Annotated in this window: 15 protein-coding genes, 2 tRNA genes and 1 pseudogene; 11 read left to right on the forward strand and 7 right to left on the reverse strand. The window is 28.1% G+C overall.

Annotated features, from left to right (window positions below; genetic code table 11):
- Window positions 1–26: 26 nt before the first annotated feature.
- The 3 genes from L8W56_RS08245 to L8W56_RS08255 all read left to right on the forward strand — a co-directional run bounded on the left by L8W56_RS08245 (window position 27) and on the right by L8W56_RS08255 (window position 2,785).
- A complete protein-coding gene (locus L8W56_RS08245; RefSeq protein ID WP_039625790.1) occupies window positions 27–500 on the forward strand; it encodes a hypothetical protein in 474 nt (157 codons plus the stop codon).
- Window positions 497–2,134 carry a hypothetical protein gene (locus L8W56_RS08250; protein WP_263659970.1) on the forward strand — a complete coding sequence of 546 codons (1,638 nt, stop codon included), beginning with the start codon at window positions 497–499 and terminating at the stop codon, window positions 2,132–2,134. The genes L8W56_RS08245 and L8W56_RS08250 overlap by 4 nt, the downstream gene beginning before the upstream one ends.
- A 183-nt stretch (window positions 2,135–2,317) precedes the next feature.
- Entirely contained in the window at window positions 2,318–2,785 is a 468-nt protein-coding gene (locus tag L8W56_RS08255; RefSeq protein WP_263659971.1) for a tRNA (cytidine(34)-2'-O)-methyltransferase, read from the forward strand.
- On the opposite strand, the gene L8W56_RS08260 is transcribed toward L8W56_RS08255, so the two are convergent.
- Window positions 2,782–3,510: an amino acid ABC transporter ATP-binding protein gene (locus tag L8W56_RS08260; protein ID WP_263659972.1), complete on the reverse strand. Its 729-nt coding sequence runs from the start codon at window positions 3,508–3,510 to the stop codon at window positions 2,782–2,784. The two genes, L8W56_RS08255 and L8W56_RS08260, sit on opposite strands and share 4 nt — an antisense overlap.
- Window positions 3,503–4,255 (reverse strand): amino acid ABC transporter permease, encoded by a 753-nt coding sequence (locus tag L8W56_RS08265; protein ID WP_133319270.1) that lies wholly within the window; start codon window positions 4,253–4,255, stop codon window positions 3,503–3,505. The genes L8W56_RS08260 and L8W56_RS08265 overlap by 8 nt, the downstream gene beginning before the upstream one ends.
- 223 nt (window positions 4,256–4,478) lie before the next feature.
- Between L8W56_RS08265 and L8W56_RS08270 the strand changes: the two genes are divergently transcribed.
- Genes L8W56_RS08270 through L8W56_RS08290 form a run of 5 tightly spaced genes read left to right on the forward strand, consistent with a single transcriptional unit; the run spans window position 4,479 to window position 9,846 of the window.
- Complete coding sequence (locus tag L8W56_RS08270) at window positions 4,479–5,921, forward strand: alanine/glycine:cation symporter family protein (protein WP_263659973.1); 1,443 nt, start codon at window positions 4,479–4,481, stop codon at window positions 5,919–5,921.
- Window positions 5,921–6,061, forward strand: a complete 141-nt coding sequence (locus tag L8W56_RS08275) for a hypothetical protein (RefSeq protein WP_087685579.1) — start codon at window positions 5,921–5,923, stop codon at window positions 6,059–6,061. The genes L8W56_RS08270 and L8W56_RS08275 overlap by 1 nt, the downstream gene beginning before the upstream one ends.
- A 34-nt stretch (window positions 6,062–6,095) precedes the next feature.
- The gene (glyS, locus tag L8W56_RS08280; protein ID WP_263659974.1) at window positions 6,096–8,090 is read left to right on the forward strand and encodes a glycine--tRNA ligase subunit beta; all 1,995 of its coding nucleotides are present in this window, start codon (window positions 6,096–6,098) and stop codon (window positions 8,088–8,090) included.
- The gene (locus tag L8W56_RS08285; protein WP_263659975.1) at window positions 8,087–8,893 is read left to right on the forward strand and encodes a M23 family metallopeptidase; all 807 of its coding nucleotides are present in this window, start codon (window positions 8,087–8,089) and stop codon (window positions 8,891–8,893) included. Before glyS ends, L8W56_RS08285 begins: the two co-directional genes overlap by 4 nt.
- Before the next feature lie 2 nt (window positions 8,894–8,895).
- The gene (locus L8W56_RS08290) at window positions 8,896–9,846 is read left to right on the forward strand and encodes an SAM-dependent methyltransferase (RefSeq protein WP_318529480.1); all 951 of its coding nucleotides are present in this window, start codon (window positions 8,896–8,898) and stop codon (window positions 9,844–9,846) included.
- Here the strand turns inward: L8W56_RS08290 and L8W56_RS08295 are convergent.
- Window positions 9,836–10,858, reverse strand: a complete 1,023-nt coding sequence (locus L8W56_RS08295; RefSeq protein WP_220566773.1) for a bifunctional 3,4-dihydroxy-2-butanone 4-phosphate synthase/GTP cyclohydrolase II — start codon at window positions 10,856–10,858, stop codon at window positions 9,836–9,838. The two genes, L8W56_RS08290 and L8W56_RS08295, sit on opposite strands and share 11 nt — an antisense overlap.
- Before the next feature lie 105 nt (window positions 10,859–10,963).
- Here L8W56_RS08295 and L8W56_RS08300 point away from each other — a divergent pair.
- Window positions 10,964–11,038 (forward strand) — tRNA-Gln (locus L8W56_RS08300).
- 13 nt (window positions 11,039–11,051) lie between these two features.
- A tRNA-Met gene (locus L8W56_RS08305) sits at window positions 11,052–11,127 on the forward strand.
- A gap of 652 nt (window positions 11,128–11,779) precedes the next feature.
- Here the strand turns inward: L8W56_RS08305 and L8W56_RS08310 are convergent.
- From L8W56_RS08310 to L8W56_RS08320, 3 genes are all read right to left on the reverse strand, one after another.
- Entirely contained in the window at window positions 11,780–11,920 is a 141-nt protein-coding gene (locus L8W56_RS08310) for a hypothetical protein (RefSeq protein WP_263659977.1), read from the reverse strand.
- A gap of 1,652 nt (window positions 11,921–13,572) precedes the next feature.
- A complete protein-coding gene (locus L8W56_RS08315) occupies window positions 13,573–13,803 on the reverse strand; it encodes a hypothetical protein (RefSeq protein WP_263659978.1) in 231 nt (76 codons plus the stop codon).
- 9 nt (window positions 13,804–13,812) lie between these two features.
- Window positions 13,813–14,028, reverse strand: coding sequence for a hypothetical protein (locus L8W56_RS08320; RefSeq protein WP_263659979.1), 216 nt, complete (start codon window positions 14,026–14,028; stop codon window positions 13,813–13,815).
- Window positions 14,029–14,252: 224 nt separating this feature from the next.
- Between L8W56_RS08320 and L8W56_RS08325 the strand changes: the two genes are divergently transcribed.
- Complete coding sequence (locus tag L8W56_RS08325; RefSeq protein WP_263659980.1) at window positions 14,253–14,435, forward strand: hypothetical protein; 183 nt, start codon at window positions 14,253–14,255, stop codon at window positions 14,433–14,435.
- A gap of 206 nt (window positions 14,436–14,641) precedes the next feature.
- On the opposite strand, the pseudogene L8W56_RS08330 reads toward L8W56_RS08325, so the two are convergent.
- Window positions 14,642–14,884 (reverse strand): annotated as a pseudogene (locus L8W56_RS08330) (hypothetical protein); the annotation flags it as partial.

The raw sequence follows: 14,884 nt of genomic DNA on the forward strand, positions 1-14,884 counted from the left end.
CAATATAGATAAAATTAAGGAGTTGAATGATGAATTATGAGCAAAGATTAAATCAATTTAAAAAAATATATCCCGAAATTTTAGAGTTAAGCTTGGCGGAAAAATCCCCATTTGGAGAATTAAAAAAGATATTAGATGATAGCATAAAAAATGATGTTATTAAAAACGAAGAGCAGTTTAAAACTTTAGCAAATGCGCTATCTTTAGTAGGACAAAGTATAGTAGCACAAAGTCAAACGACAGCATTGGGGATGATTTTGCAAGGCGATGAAAACGAACTTAATAGCGAGAAAATAAAACTTATACAAGCACAAATAGAAACTGAAAAGAAAAAACCCGCACTCATAGATAGACAACGAGAACAAATAGATGATATGTTAAGAATAGAAGCGGCAAAAGTTGCACAAGGATATAGTTTTGGGCTAAGCGCAGGTGGGCTTGAAATACCAAAAGAGTTGGAATCTTGGGTAAAAGAAAAAATTGAAAATATAGATAAATGATTGATAAAAAATATAGAACTCCAAAATATTTTTTAAGAGCTAAATATCCACAGAATGCAAATGACATAGGATATGTAGAATGCTATCAAGCTTGGTTTTTATACGGAACTACCTTTGTACATAAATATGTAGAGCTTTTGCATAAACAATTAATAAGAAAAGGTAGGGCTGTAAAAACAAGAATTTATCACCCGCTCTTCCTAAATTCCTATGGAATTGATTTTTATGATATTAAAAGTCCTTCTAGAGCTCCATATAATTACCATAATAGTGGGGATTTGGGGTTAAATCAGTTTTTTGTAGGTCAAAACCCTTATGAGTGGTATAGAGGAGACCCTGGAGATAAAAGTGGAATATATCATGATACTTGTCAAATTATAAGGAAAAGACAAAATTTAAGCTTGTTTAGTTTTGATTTTCATGGAAAAAATGTTGTTACAAACCCTAGCTATCTTTTAAAATACAAAGAAGAGTTAAAGAATTTTTATTATTTATATAATAGAATAACTTTTGATAAGTTGCACGGTTTTTATAATGCTTTATTGCTTGTTGGTAAAGTTTATGACAAAGATGCTGGAAAATATATATTAATATTTGAGAAGCCAAAATATATTTTTGTAAAATCTAATATAATTAATAACGAGCTTATAAAACCTAATTTTATTTTACCGGATAAAGACAAATTTAAGCCAAGTTTAGTAGAGAGTGAAGATGGTAGATATTACAATTTAAGACCATATTATGATGAGTTCTTGAGATTAAATAAAAATGTATTTATTGTACCTGAAAAAATATCTAATATTGATTTTTTAAGTGCATTTAACAATAACATCAATGTTTCTAAATTAGGCGATATATTTCACCCTCTAGCATTTCTTTCTAATTTAAATAATATAGCTTATCAAGAGCCTGTTGTTTTGAGAAGTCGGAGTAGTTTTTTTTATAAAAATATCTCATTGATGCCTTGTTATAATAATGAAAGCAATATGCCTTATGGAAGAAAAGATAGATGGTTTATTTTATGGGATAGTATGTATGATCTTTATGTGAAAGAAGATAAGGAATGGTGGGAGTTTATAATAGCTCCTGTTGTTTCTGCTGTGATTGTTTTTATTAGTTTTTATACAGGTGGAGTTATAGGTGGGGCTTTAGGTGGTATGATAGGCGGAGCTTCGGCTACAATTATAACAAATATAACAATCGCACTTAGTACGCTTGGAGGTGTTATAGACGCATTAAGTTTTTTAGGCATAGTAGATAATGGAAGTTCTTTAGCTAAAATAAATAAAGTTTTAAAATTGGTTTTAGCTGTTGCAGGATTGGTAAGTGCTGGATATAAAATAGGAGTTGATATTAATAGTGCAATTTCTAATCAAACCCCTATAGTTGATGTTTTAATTAATAAAGATGCTACATCTTCAGATATTATAGGTTATATTAGTGATATATTTTTAAGCTCTAATTTAAAAGAAGCTAGTTTGCCTTTAGATGAAAATAGTGATATTGATGAGCATGTTTTTTTTGGAGAGGCTTCAAAGGAAGATGTTGAAATGGTAACTAAAAATCTACTAAATGAAAACTGGTATAGTTTTGACACCTTAGATATTTTAAATGAAAAAGATGTTGAGATATAATTTAGATAATTAAGTTTTGTCTAATATATTTTAAAGTATCTTTTGGAAAATAAAAAATATATGTTCTTAGCAAATTATACCCATTTTATACCTATTTGTGAATTTTTGGTATAAAATATCTATAAATAAGCTATTTTATAGCATAGTTCAAACCTTGCTGGGGACACCATTTCAAGGAAAAAGATGTTTCATATAGTCTTAGTTGAGCCTCGCATACCACAAAATACAGGAAGTATAGGCAGAATGTGTTTTAATGCAGGTTTTGCTTTACATATTGTCAATCCGCTTTTTAGTATTGATGAAAAGGCAGTTAAAAGAGCAGGACTTGATTATTGGAAAAAATTAAATCCTTTTTTATGGGATAATTTAGAAGATTTTTTAAAAGAGTATGAAAAATTTCAAGATAGATTTTTCTTTGCGACAACTAAAACTACTCAAGCTTATTTTGATGTAAATTATCAAAAAGGTGATTTTTTATTTTTTGGAAGTGAAAGTTTTGGCTTACCTATGGATTTAATGCAAAAAAAATGGGAAAATGCCATTACTATACCGATGAAAGATTGTGGTAGAAGTTTAAATTTAGCTACAAGTGTAGGCATAGTGAGTTATGAAGCTTTGAGGCAAAATTTTGCCTCTTTTGAAAAATTTTAATGATTTAAAACTTGATTTAAAAATTCTTTCAATCTTTCATTTTTTGGGTTTTCAAAAGCTATTTTAGGACATTCATCTACTGCTATAATGCCTTTATCCATAAAGAAAATTCGATTAGCTACATTTCTTGCAAATCCCATTTCATGTGTAACTACAAGCATGGTTAGACCTTCTTTAGCTACTTCTTTCATGATATTTAAAACTTCACCTATCATTTCAGGATCTAAAGCTGAAGTTGGCTCATCAAATAAAATCACATCAGGATTCATCATTAATGATCTTGCTATGGCAATACGCTGTTTTTGTCCACCTGAAAGCTTATGAGGAAAATAATTTTCTTTATCACTTAAGCCAACTTTTTTGAGTAATTCTCGTGCTTTTTTTACTGCTTCATCTTTACCCATGATTTTTGTTTGTACTGGCGCTAGGCATAAATTTTCCAAAACATTTTTATTATTAAAAAGATTAAAATGTTGAAATACCATGCTTACTTTTTGTCGAATTTTATTGATATCTGTTTTTTTATCAAGTATATTGATATTATTGATATAAATATTACCACTATCTGGTGTTTCAAGTTTATTTAAACAGCGTAAAAAAGTACTTTTTCCACCTCCACTAGGCCCTATAATAGCAATAATATCGCCTTTATGCACTTCAACACTAATATCTTTTAAAACTTCCAAATCTCCATATTTTTTAATCAAATTTTCTATTTTAATCATGTTTGTTTAATCTCATTTCTATAAATCTTGCAATTAGTGTTAAAATTTTAACGCTTACATAATATACAAGTCCTGTAAAAATAATAGGTTTAGGGTTGTAATAAATTGCTTGTAAGCTTTTACTTTGCATGGTAATATCCATAACGCTAATATAGCCCACTATTGAAGTTTCTTTAAATAAAGAAATAAATTCATTCATTAAAGAAGGTAAGATATTTTTAATCGCTTGCGGAAAGATGATTAGTCTCATAGAAGCAGAATAATTAAGTCCCATTGCTCTTGATGCTTCCATTTGTCCTTTGTCTACACTTTGAATTCCACTTCTTACGATTTCAGCTACATAAGCAGAACTATTAAGTCCAAGTGCAATAATAGCTACATAAAAATTATCACTCCAAGTAGCAAAAATCACTACTGAAAAAATCAAAAGCTGTAAAAGCAGAGGGGTTCCGCGTATAATGTCTATGTATTCATCTATGATGAAATTTAAACTTTGGATTTCTAAAAATCTTAAAAATGCTAGGAAAAAACCAAGTGCTATTCCTATTAAAATTCCACCTACTGTTAAACCAAGTGTTGTGAAGTAACTATGAACATAAGCTTTGGCTTCTATAGTATAAGCATATTCTCCTGTAGCTAAGCCATTTTGATCTTTAACTTGTAAAATTTCAATAGGAAATGAAAAATAAGCCCAAAAAACAATAATGGCAAAAAATACAAAAATTTTCATCGTATTTTGTTTCAATTTAAACACCTTATAAAATTTTAAAAAAACTAAGTGTATAAAAATTAAGTTTTCTTTTTACTTAAAAGCATTTTTATGTGTTTTTTTGGTAAATATCGTGAGTTAAATTTTCACATAGCTGTAAAAAATAAAATAAAATTAATATAAAATTATATTTTTTTGTAGCAAATTCATTTTTTTATGATAAATTTACACTCGATTAAATTATAAAAAGGAGATAAATATGGATTTAATATCCCAATTTGTTGGCTTTGTAAATAATCAGTATTATTCCATTTTGGTTATTTTGCTTATTATTGTAGGGTTTTATTATAGTTATTTGACAGGTTTTGTGCAATTTCGAATGCTTCCTTATGTGTTTGACATTTTGACAGAAAAGCAAGAAAAACATGAAAAACACCATATTACTCCTTTTCAGGCTTTGATGATTTCAACAGCTTCAAGAGTTGGTATAGGAAATATTGCAGGTATTGCAGTAGCAGTTGTTTTGGGCGGACCTGGCGCTTTGTTTTGGATGTGGGCTATGGCATTTTTTGGTGGCGCTTCAGCTTTTGCAGAAAGCACTTTAGCACAAGTTTATAAAAGTCGTGATGGAAAAAGTTTTAAAGGTGGCCCTGCTTATTATATTAGTAAAGCTTTAAATTTAAAATGGCTTGGAGCTGTTTTTGCGGTGATTTTAATCATTACTTATGCTTATGGATTTAATGGACTTCAAAGTCAAACTATGACTTCAGCATTTGAGTTTTATTATAAAGGTATGGTTGATGCTAGTGAAGTAAGTTTTTCGCAAAGTTGGTGGCCTATTGTAATAGGGGCTATTTTGGCTATTTTTGCTGCTTATATGTTTTTTGGTGATCATACTAAAATAGGTAAAGTAAGTTCGGTTATCGTTCCTATTATGGCGATGATTTATGTTGGTTTATCTATTATAGCGATGTTTATGAATTTTGATAAAATTCCTGAAGTGTTTTCTATGATTTTTAAAAGTGCTTTTGATTTTGAAGCTATTTTTGGTGGATTTGCAGGTTCTGCTTTAGTTATAGGTATAAAAAGAGGATTATTTTCTAATGAAGCAGGTATGGGTTCAGCACCAAATGCAGCAGCTTCAGCTCTTACAACTCACCCTGCAAAACAAGGGGTTATTCAAGCATTTTCTGTGTTAATTGATGTGATTATTTGTACAAGTTCAGGATTTTTGGTATTATTTTCACTTGCTTATGCTAATAATATTGGTGTAGACGGTAAGCCTATTTTAACAGCACTACCTTTAGTGCAAGAATCCATGAAAGAATATTATGGAAATCTAGGTGTACATTTCACTACTATTAGTATAGTTTTATTTGCTATTACTTCTTTGATAGGAAATTATTATTATGCTCAAGCAAATATTAAATACCTTACTCAAAATCCTATTATTATTAATCTTTTTAAAGCAAGTGCCGTGCTTATGATTTTTATTGGTGCAAATATGGATTTAAAATTTGCGTGGGATTTAGCTGATACTACTATGGCGTTTATGGCTACGATTAATATCATTTCTATTTTATTGCTTGGTGGTATAGTGAAAAAGGTATTAAAAGATTTTAGCGAGCAAAAAAGACAAGGTAGAGATCCAGTGTTTAGTGCTTCAAAGCTTGGTATTAAAAACGCAGAGTGTTGGGACTAATGATAGATTATATTATTATTGCTTTGTTTGTAGCTTTTATGGTTTTTCTTGTGTTTGGCTTTAACCGCCAAATGCAAGAAAAAGCCAAACAAAGAGAAGAAAAATTAAAAACAAAGAAAGATTTTAAAAAAAATAGGTAAAATACACTAAAAAATTTTTAAAAAAGAGTGTAAAATGAAATTGTTAATAGAAATAGGTACAGAAGAACTTCCTGCTATTCCTTTATTAAAAGAACTTCCAAATATTACTAAAAAATGGGAAAAGATTTTACAAGAGTATCATTTAGAATCTGAATTTAAATTTTTCTATACTCCTAGAAGATTAGTTTTTATTCATGAAAATTTTAAAGAAAAACAAGATGATTCTTTTGTGGAATTTATAGGTGCACCTAGGGCGATAGCTTATAAAGATGGAAAGCTTACTCAAGCAGGGCTTAGTTTTTTAGAAAAAAGTGGTTTAAAAGAAGAAGAGCTTGAATTTAAAGAAATTAAGGGTAAAGAAGTATTGTATTGTCAAAAACAAGTACAAGGCTTGCAAAGCAAGGTGGTTTTAGCTCAAATGATCGAGGCTTTTTTAAAAAGCTTGAGTTTTGGTAAAACTATGAGATGGGGTGATGGTAGCTTTGAATTTATCAGAGCTATTCGCTCGCTTTGTTGTATTTTAAATGATGAATTGATTGAATTTGAAAGCTATGGCGTTAAAAGCGCAAAAAGCACTTTTGTTCATAGAAGTGTTAGTTATGATTTAATACCTTTTTCAAATATTGATGAGTATCTTAAAACTCTAGAGCAAAATTATATTATTTTAGATCAAGAACAAAGAAAAAAGCTTATTATTGAGCAGTTAAAGACACTTGAAAAAGAAAATGATATTACTATTGCAGAAGATGATGAGCTTTTAGCTGAAGTTGTAGCTATCACAGAGTATCCAAAGGCATTATTAGGGCATTTTGAAAAAGAGTATTTAGAAATCCCAAGCGAAGTGATAATTACTTCTATGAGAGAAAATCAACGCTATTTTGCAGTATTTAAAAACAATACTTTAAGCAATCATTTTATCGTAGTTTCTAATGCGGTTTGTAAAGATTATTCTAAAATCATTAATGGAAATGAAAGGGTTTTAAGAGCAAGATTGAGCGATGCGATGTTTTTTTGGAAAAATGACTTAGCACAGGGCTTAAATAATGATAAAATAAGTCAAATGGTATATCTTGAAGGACTTGGAAGCTTAAAAGATAAAATCATTAGAGAGCAAAAAATCGCTACTAAGCTTTGTGAAGTTTTTGCTAATACTCAAAAAGATGAAATCTTAAAAGCCATAGAATACTCAAAAGCTGATCTAAGCACTCAAATGGTGTATGAATTTACTGATCTTCAAGGTATTATGGGATCTTATTATGCTAAAGCTATGGGTATGAGCGATGAGCTTGCTTTGGCGATTAAAGAACAATATCTTCCAAATGGCGATAATTTAGCTATGCCAAGTAATGAATTTAGTTCTATTGTAGCTTTAGCTTATAAATTTGATACACTCATGGGGCTTTTTTCAATGGGGAAAATCCCAAGTGGTACAAAAGATCCTTATGCTTTAAGAAGAGCAGCAAATGGTGTTTTAAAAATTATTCTAGCTTTAAATAAAAATTTTGATCTTAAGATATTTTTAGAAGTAATAGCTAGTGAATATAAAAGCTTTGATTTGAAAATTTTACTAGACTTTATCTTAGAGCGTTTATATACTTTTTATGAGGTTAATGCTTCTTTTGTTAAAGCTGTGCTTAGCTCTAAAACTTATGATGTTATTTATATTGATTCTTGTATTAAAGCTTTAATACAAAGTGCAAATAAGGCAGATTTTAGTCAAAATTTTGCTACTTTTAAGCGCTTGGCAAATATTGCAATATTAAGTGAAGTTCAAATTAATGAAAATTTGTTTAACACTCAAGAGGAAAAAGATTTATACCAAGCTTTTATGCAGTGTAAAACAAAAGAAAATAACACCCAAGAGCTTTTAGAAAGCCTTTTTGCACTAAAACCACAAATTGATGCTTTTTTTGATAAAGTAATGATTAATGACAAAGATGAAAATATTAAAAACAATCGTCAAGCTTTAGTATGTGCAATTTATCGTGAGTTTTTAAAAATAGCTGATATTAAAGAGCTTAGTGTATGAGAAAAATTCTTTTTTTACTTTGTTTTTTGGTATTTGCATTAGAAGCTAGAGAGATTGAGCTTGTAAAAGGGCAAGTAATTTTTTTAGAATTTGATAAAAATAATTTTTTACAAATTAGCTCAAATTCTAAAAAACTTCCTTTTTTTGAGTATAAAAATAAAGTCATTGTTAGTATAGCCATACCTTATAAAAATCCTAAAGATAGAAAATTAATAGCTGAATTTAAAGATAATTCCAAAGAAGAAATTAACATAAAATTTAGCGAAGGAAACTATAAAAAAGAATTTTTAAAAGTTAGTGCTTCTAAGGTTAATCCACCTAAAGAAACACTTGATCGCATTAGCAAAGAATATCAAGAAGCTATTAAGGTTTATAATACTTATACCAATATGGCTTTATTTGAAGGCAATTTTACATACCCTTTAGAAAGTAAAATTACAAGTGCTTTTGGAAAAGCAAGATTGTTTAATGATACTCTTAAAAGTTATCATAGCGGAACTGATTTTAGAGCAGCAAGTGGGACAAAAATTTATGCTAGCAATGATGGTATTGTAAGGATTGCTTCAAATCGTTATTATGCAGGAAATTCAGTGGTAATTGATCATGGATATGGGATTTATTCTCAGTATTATCATCTATCAAAACTTAATGTAAAAGTAGGACAAAAGGTAAAAAAGGGTGAGCTTATAGGTTTGAGTGGAGCTAGCGGTAGGGTTACAGGGCCACATTTGCATTTTGGAATTTTAGTTAATGGTGTGCAAGTTGATCCACTTGATTTTATAGTCAAATTTAATGCTTTATAATGATAGCTTTTAGTGAGTTTTTTCAAAATTGGATTGATAAATATTACTCCCAAGCTGTGAGTGTTGGTAAAAATGGAGATTTTTATACCGCAGTTAGCGTGGGAAATCTGTTTGGAACACTCTTAGCTAATCATTTTTTAAAACTTATAGATGATAAAAAGCTAATTTTACCGGTTGAAGTTGTAGAAATAGGGGCAAATGAAGGGCATTTAATGCTTGATTTTATACAAGCTCTATACACTCTTAGGGCTGATATTTTAGAGCAGATTGAGTGTTTTATCGTAGAGCCACATGAAAAATTAAAATGTGTTCAAAAAAAACTTTTTGATGAGTATGATTTGGATGTAAAAATTTATAATTCTTTAGAAGAATGTCATTTTAAAAACGCCTTTTTTTACGCTAATGAATTATTTGATTGTTTTGCGTGTGAGCTTATAAAAGATAGAACAATGGCATATGTTGATGATGATTTAAACATTGTTTTTAAAGCTATGAATGAAGATCTTTTAAAAGAATGTGAAAAATATTCTATCACTAATAGCGAGCTTTGTATTTCTTATAAACCCTTTTTATCCAAATTAAAACAAACCTGTGAAAAACTAACTTTTGCATGTTTTGATTATGCAAAAAAAGAAGAAAAAATTAGTATTAGAATGTATAAAAATCACCAAGTGTATAATCTTTTTGAAGAAAACTTAAAAGATTTTTTTGCTAAAAGCGATATTACATATAATGTAAATTTTGATCATTTTTTACAAGTTTTAAAAGAAGAGGGCTTTGAGGTGTTAGAATATAAAAATCAAAATCAAGCTTTAATTGATTTTGGCTTAGAAGAAATTATCGAGCAAGTTAAAAATATTAACCTCCAAATTTATAAAAACTTTATCAACCAAAGTAAAAATTTGATGTTTAACTTTGGCGATAAGTTTAAGTTTTTAGAATTTAAGCTTTAAAATCACTGCTTGTAATATCAAGCCCAAAGCCTTTTAAGCCTATAAATTCTTTATCGGTATTTTGACTTAGAAGTTTGATTTTTGAAATTTTTAAATACCTTAAAATTTGCGCTCCTATGCCATAATTTTTAAATTGTATGTTTTCTTGTTTTTCATTTTTCATGAAAATGATTACACCACCTTTTTGACTTAAAAATTCAATTTGTTTTAATAATTCATTAAATTTATTAGAAGTTAGAAGCTCAAAGTCGCTTCCACTAAGATAAAATTTAACATTCTCGCATTCTTTCAAAGTGCCAAAACTAAAAGCTATGTGTTCATTTTCATTGTGATCTTTAAAAGTCATTTTTTTAGCTTTAAAACCTGCTAAAATACTTTCTTCTTCTTTAATTAAAGAAATCAAACTTTCATTTTTTAAACGATACTCGATTAAATCTGAAATAGTAATCATATTAATATTATGTTTTTTGCAAAACTCAAGCAAATCGCTTCTTCTAGCCATATCTCCATTATCTTTAACAATTTCACATATTACGCATGCTTCTTTTAATCCTGCCAAACGACATAAATCCACTGTTCCTTCTGTATGGCCCGTTCTTTCTAAAACTCCACCTTTTTTTGCTATCAAAGGATTAATATGTCCAGGACGCACAAAATCACTCGCCTTTGCATTATCATCAGCAAAAATTTGTATAGTCATATCTCTTTCGTAGGCACTTACTCCTGTTGTTGCATTTTTTGCATCGACAGTGATGGTAAAAGCTGTTTCGTGATTTGATGTGTTTTTAGGTACCATTAAAGGTAGTTCAAATTTTTTAGCTAAGTTCTCACTTAATGCTACACATACCACACCTCTTGCGTGAGTGATGGTAAAATTTACTTTTTCTTGTGAGCTAAATTGTGCAGGGAAAATCAAATCCCCTTCATTTTCCCTATCTTCTGCATCCACCATTACTAACATTTTACCATCTTGAAGTTCTTTTATAGCTTGTTCTATACTTATATATCCCATAAAATCATTCCTTGAAAATATTTTAAAAATATTATAGCATTTTTCTTGACATTGTATAAAAAATAATATATAATATCACTTTTAATTTAAATAAAAAATTTCTATTGGGGTATCGCCAAGCGGTAAGGCAACAGGTTTTGGTCCTGTCATTCAGGGGTTCGAATCCCTTTACCCCATCCACTTCATATGATGCCGCGAAGTAGAGCAGTGGTTAGCTCGTCGGGCTCATAACCCGAAGGTCGGGAGTTCAAATCTCCCCTTCGCAACCATTATATAAAAATAATTTATAATCTATTTCAACAGATATTTTTTAGCAATATTGAAATCAAATTAATTTAAAATTTCTAAAATTATTGAAATTTTAAAAATACAATACAAAGAATAAAATAGATAAAATATATTTAACAAGAATAAATGGCGAGTTTAATAGGCGTATGATTTATTAATTAATATTGCACATGCTTTGTATTTTATTGTAAAAATGTAAAAAAATGATATTTTTTGTTAAATAGGTAATGTATTAAAATTTTTAGAGTGCAAGAAAAACAATATTGATTTAAAGTCTAACAAATAAAAATATTTCTTAATTGATGAAGAGCAAATGAGGAGACTTTATATTTTAAAGCTGGATATAACAAGATAGTATTATAAGCTGCTAACTACTTAATCGTTTCTTGATTAAATTCTTTAAGATCTATAAATAATAAATCTTTATAATGATTAGCAAATGCTTCTTTTAAGGTTTTATTAAATATTTCATTATGAATATTCATTCTAAGATTCTTTAGATAAGTACAATAATGAGTAGTGTTAAGTTCTTTAAATAAAACATTCATAGTTTTTTAAATTCACAGCCATTATCTGTGAGTATACTAAATTCTTTTATGAGGATTATTAGTTTTTAAGATAATAACAAAACTTTTAAGATATGCTAGTATATCTTGTCTTTTTAGGAGATAAAGCTACAGTATAATCAATTCTTGTAACTAAATCTATCATAGTAAGTATATATTTTATTTTATTATTGACATATTTTATAGTATCTATTGCCCAAGTATTCATAGGAGTTGTTTTAAGATTTTTTTAGTTATCTATTTTTAACTTTCTCTTGTAGCTTTTATTTTGGCCTAGATAATTAATTCTTGTAAGTGTTATTCTCATTTTATCTTTAGAGATGATTCTTCCTATGGTGGAAACACTAGGAGGTAGGCTTTAAAAAATAATACAATCTTTCTTTATCTAAATTTATATAAATATGCCTAAGTCTTTTAATATTTAAAGTAATTTCCAAATCAAAAGAACTTCTTATATTTTTTACTTTAGTGTATTTTGTATTTAGGGTATTTAAATTATCATTATTTTTGTGATAAATTTCTTGTTTTCTAAAAAGTATCTTTTTATCTATATTAAAAGCTTCTAAAGTAGCTTTTAAACCATGATGCTTATGAAAGATATAATTTTTATTCTTTGTTCTATTATTTTATGTTTTATTTCAAAAATATAACTATATTCTCTTAATTTAGCAAATCCTTTTATACATCTAAATAGATAATCTGTTTGGATAAATATTCCTTAGTTAGTTTTATTAATCAAATATTTCTTGATTGGTAAATAAAAGATAGTAGTTTTATTAACTAAGAAAGTGCCAAATGTGTTCGAACTTGTGTGATAATATTTTATCTTGATGTTTTTAATCTTCACATTGAAGCAATACAAAATAAGTATAAGAAATTAATTTTAAAATATTTTGTATAATTATTCTAAGGTATATTGTAGCAATTATTATGTTATTGTAATAATAATCAAGATTTATTAATGATTACTCTCTCTTTTTTTATGAGTCATTAAATGATATAAGAATAAATTATACTCTTGTTTTCTAAGTTGATAACATGAAATAAAATTTATTTTATACTCTTCTTGAATATTAAAGATAATAAACATCTAACCACTGCAATAATCTTTAAAAAATATTGATTAAGTTTGATGTTGAAATAATGTAAGCCGTACTGCCTTCTATATAGTATGAACTACAAGTAAAATTCTTTCTTTTTTTAAAAATATGATCTTCTTCATCACTTGATTGATATAACTAAGCCATATTTATATGTAAATCACTGATTTGGTCTTGTTAAAACCAACTACAATGAAGCTTAAAATAAATATAGCAGTTTTGATTTTTAAACATTTGAAGAAATGGAATAAAAATCCTGAAAAAATTATCAATTATTTTAAAATAATTATAGATAAACATGACAATGAGATAAATATATAGTATTAATTTTAAAATCCAATTTTATACAAATCCAACATAATAAAGATTTTCATCACTTAGTTATTTTAAACAAACAATTGCGTTAAAAAATGAAATCATAAATAATGCTATGAAAAATATATCAAACTTATAGGATAAAATTTTTAAGTAAAAAAACTATAAATGGAGTGCGGTTGTAAATATCAAAGAAACTACACAAATGAATGATTTAGAAAATCTTTTTTAAACACTTTTAAAAATACAGCTTTTAATGCCATTAAATAGCAATCACCGTGATGAAGAAGAGAAGAAGCAAGATAAGGTTTTCAAAAGAAGCACCTTTTCTTCTCTAAATAAAATACACCTTATAGGTGCCATATGTTTTGTGCTAAAATGGGTGCGGGGGCTGTCTGAGTGCGTAGCACGGAGCACGGACAAAGTCTGCCGCTTAATATTAAGATTAAACAGATATATCTAAAAGCTGATCTTTTTTATTGTCTGCTTTATCTGTATTTGTAGAATTGCTTTGTTCTTCTTTTTTAGCTTCAGCTTCTACTTTTTTTGTATTATCATTCTCAACTTTTTTTTCTTGTTCAAATTTAGCTTCTTCAAGTTTTAATAGTGGTTTTGCTGTATAACGCAAGCTTGTATCAATAACTTGATTACAACATTGAGAATATACTAATCCCATCATTATCCTTTAGTGATTTATACAAATACCTAATTTATCACAAGCTTGATGCTGATAAATAGGCTGATGTATTGTCTGGCAATTATGAAAATTTTCACAAGTTAAAATTCCATCTTGTTGTTGTGAATTATTAAAATTTTTCTTGCTATGATAACTATGATTTAAAGCTAAAGCAACGCTAGATAATGAAGCAATAACTGCTAAACCTAAGATAATTTTTTTCATTATTTTTGAGCCTTTTTATGATTATTTTTGATATATGAATAATTATAAAAGTCAAAAAATTAATTTAATATTAAATAAGAGAAAAAAACAAAATTTGCTTAAATATTGAAAAAATTACTCAACTTTTTTTGTTTTTTCTCGCGCGTATGCGTTTTTATATATTTAAAAAAGCAGGGGATGGATTTTCACAAAAGTCTATGTGATAGGAGATAGTGAAATATTAAGTGGATAAAGTCAAAGATGATAGAGATACTTTAAGAACTTTGTTTGAAACACACAAGACAAATAATGAAAGATTAGAAACTCGACTAAAAGAAATAGGCAGATGGTGCGAAAAAAAATTTAAGCGTGGAGCAGTTAAAAGAAATATTTCCATTAAAAGCCGAAAGAATAGAAAAAGAGCTTAAATATCAAAGAGCTTTTGAAAATTCTTTTGAACAAGCAAAAACTAAAAGAAACGATAGAGGGTTTGGGTTTAATAGATAGTTTTCCTTTTTGGTGCTTTAGCAAATCGCACCTGTTAAGGTGCTATGATTTGCGATAATTGGGGTGCGGGGGCTGTCTGAGTGCGTAGCACAGAAGATGGACAAAACCCACTGCCCTAATATTAAGATTAAGCAGATATATCTAAAAGCTGATCTTTTTTGCTAGTATTTGCTTGATTATCAGCATTTGTAGAATTACTTTGTTCTTCTTTTTTAGCTTCAGCTTCTACTTTTTTTGTATCTTCTTGCTGTTTAGCAATCGCCTCTTCTAATGCAGGTTTATCTCGATATTCTACTTTGGTATCTACCAAGCCGTGACAAGTATTAACAAACATTAACAATATCCTTTTCATTTGCAAAAAGTATCTTGA

It is taken from the genome of Campylobacter sp. IFREMER_LSEM_CL1085, assembly GCF_025772235.1.
Taxonomy (GTDB): domain Bacteria; phylum Campylobacterota; class Campylobacteria; order Campylobacterales; family Campylobacteraceae; genus Campylobacter_D; species Campylobacter_D lari_D.

Bases quoted from the DNA above. Each gene is read 5' to 3' on its own strand.
- L8W56_RS08245 (WP_039625790.1), top strand. From the start codon at position 27: ATGATGAATTATGAGCAAAGATTAAATCAATTTAAAAAAATATATCCC.
- L8W56_RS08250 (WP_263659970.1), top strand. From the start codon at position 497: ATGATTGATAAAAAATATAGAACTCCAAAATATTTTTTAAGAGCTAAA.
- L8W56_RS08255 (WP_263659971.1), top strand. From the start codon at position 2,318: ATGTTTCATATAGTCTTAGTTGAGCCTCGCATACCACAAAATACAGGA.
- L8W56_RS08260 (WP_263659972.1), bottom strand. From the start codon at position 3,510: ATGATTAAAATAGAAAATTTGATTAAAAAATATGGAGATTTGGAAGTT.
- L8W56_RS08270 (WP_263659973.1), top strand. From the start codon at position 4,479: ATGGATTTAATATCCCAATTTGTTGGCTTTGTAAATAATCAGTATTAT.
- L8W56_RS08275 (WP_087685579.1), top strand. From the start codon at position 5,921: ATGATAGATTATATTATTATTGCTTTGTTTGTAGCTTTTATGGTTTTT.
- glyS (WP_263659974.1), top strand. From the start codon at position 6,096: ATGAAATTGTTAATAGAAATAGGTACAGAAGAACTTCCTGCTATTCCT.
- L8W56_RS08285 (WP_263659975.1), top strand. From the start codon at position 8,087: ATGAGAAAAATTCTTTTTTTACTTTGTTTTTTGGTATTTGCATTAGAA.
- L8W56_RS08295 (WP_220566773.1), bottom strand. From the start codon at position 10,858: ATGGGATATATAAGTATAGAACAAGCTATAAAAGAACTTCAAGATGGT.
- L8W56_RS08310 (WP_263659977.1), bottom strand. From the start codon at position 11,920: ATGAATACTTGGGCAATAGATACTATAAAATATGTCAATAATAAAATA.
- L8W56_RS08315 (WP_263659978.1), bottom strand. From the start codon at position 13,803: ATGGGATTAGTATATTCTCAATGTTGTAATCAAGTTATTGATACAAGC.
- L8W56_RS08320 (WP_263659979.1), bottom strand. From the start codon at position 14,028: ATGAAAAAAATTATCTTAGGTTTAGCAGTTATTGCTTCATTATCTAGC.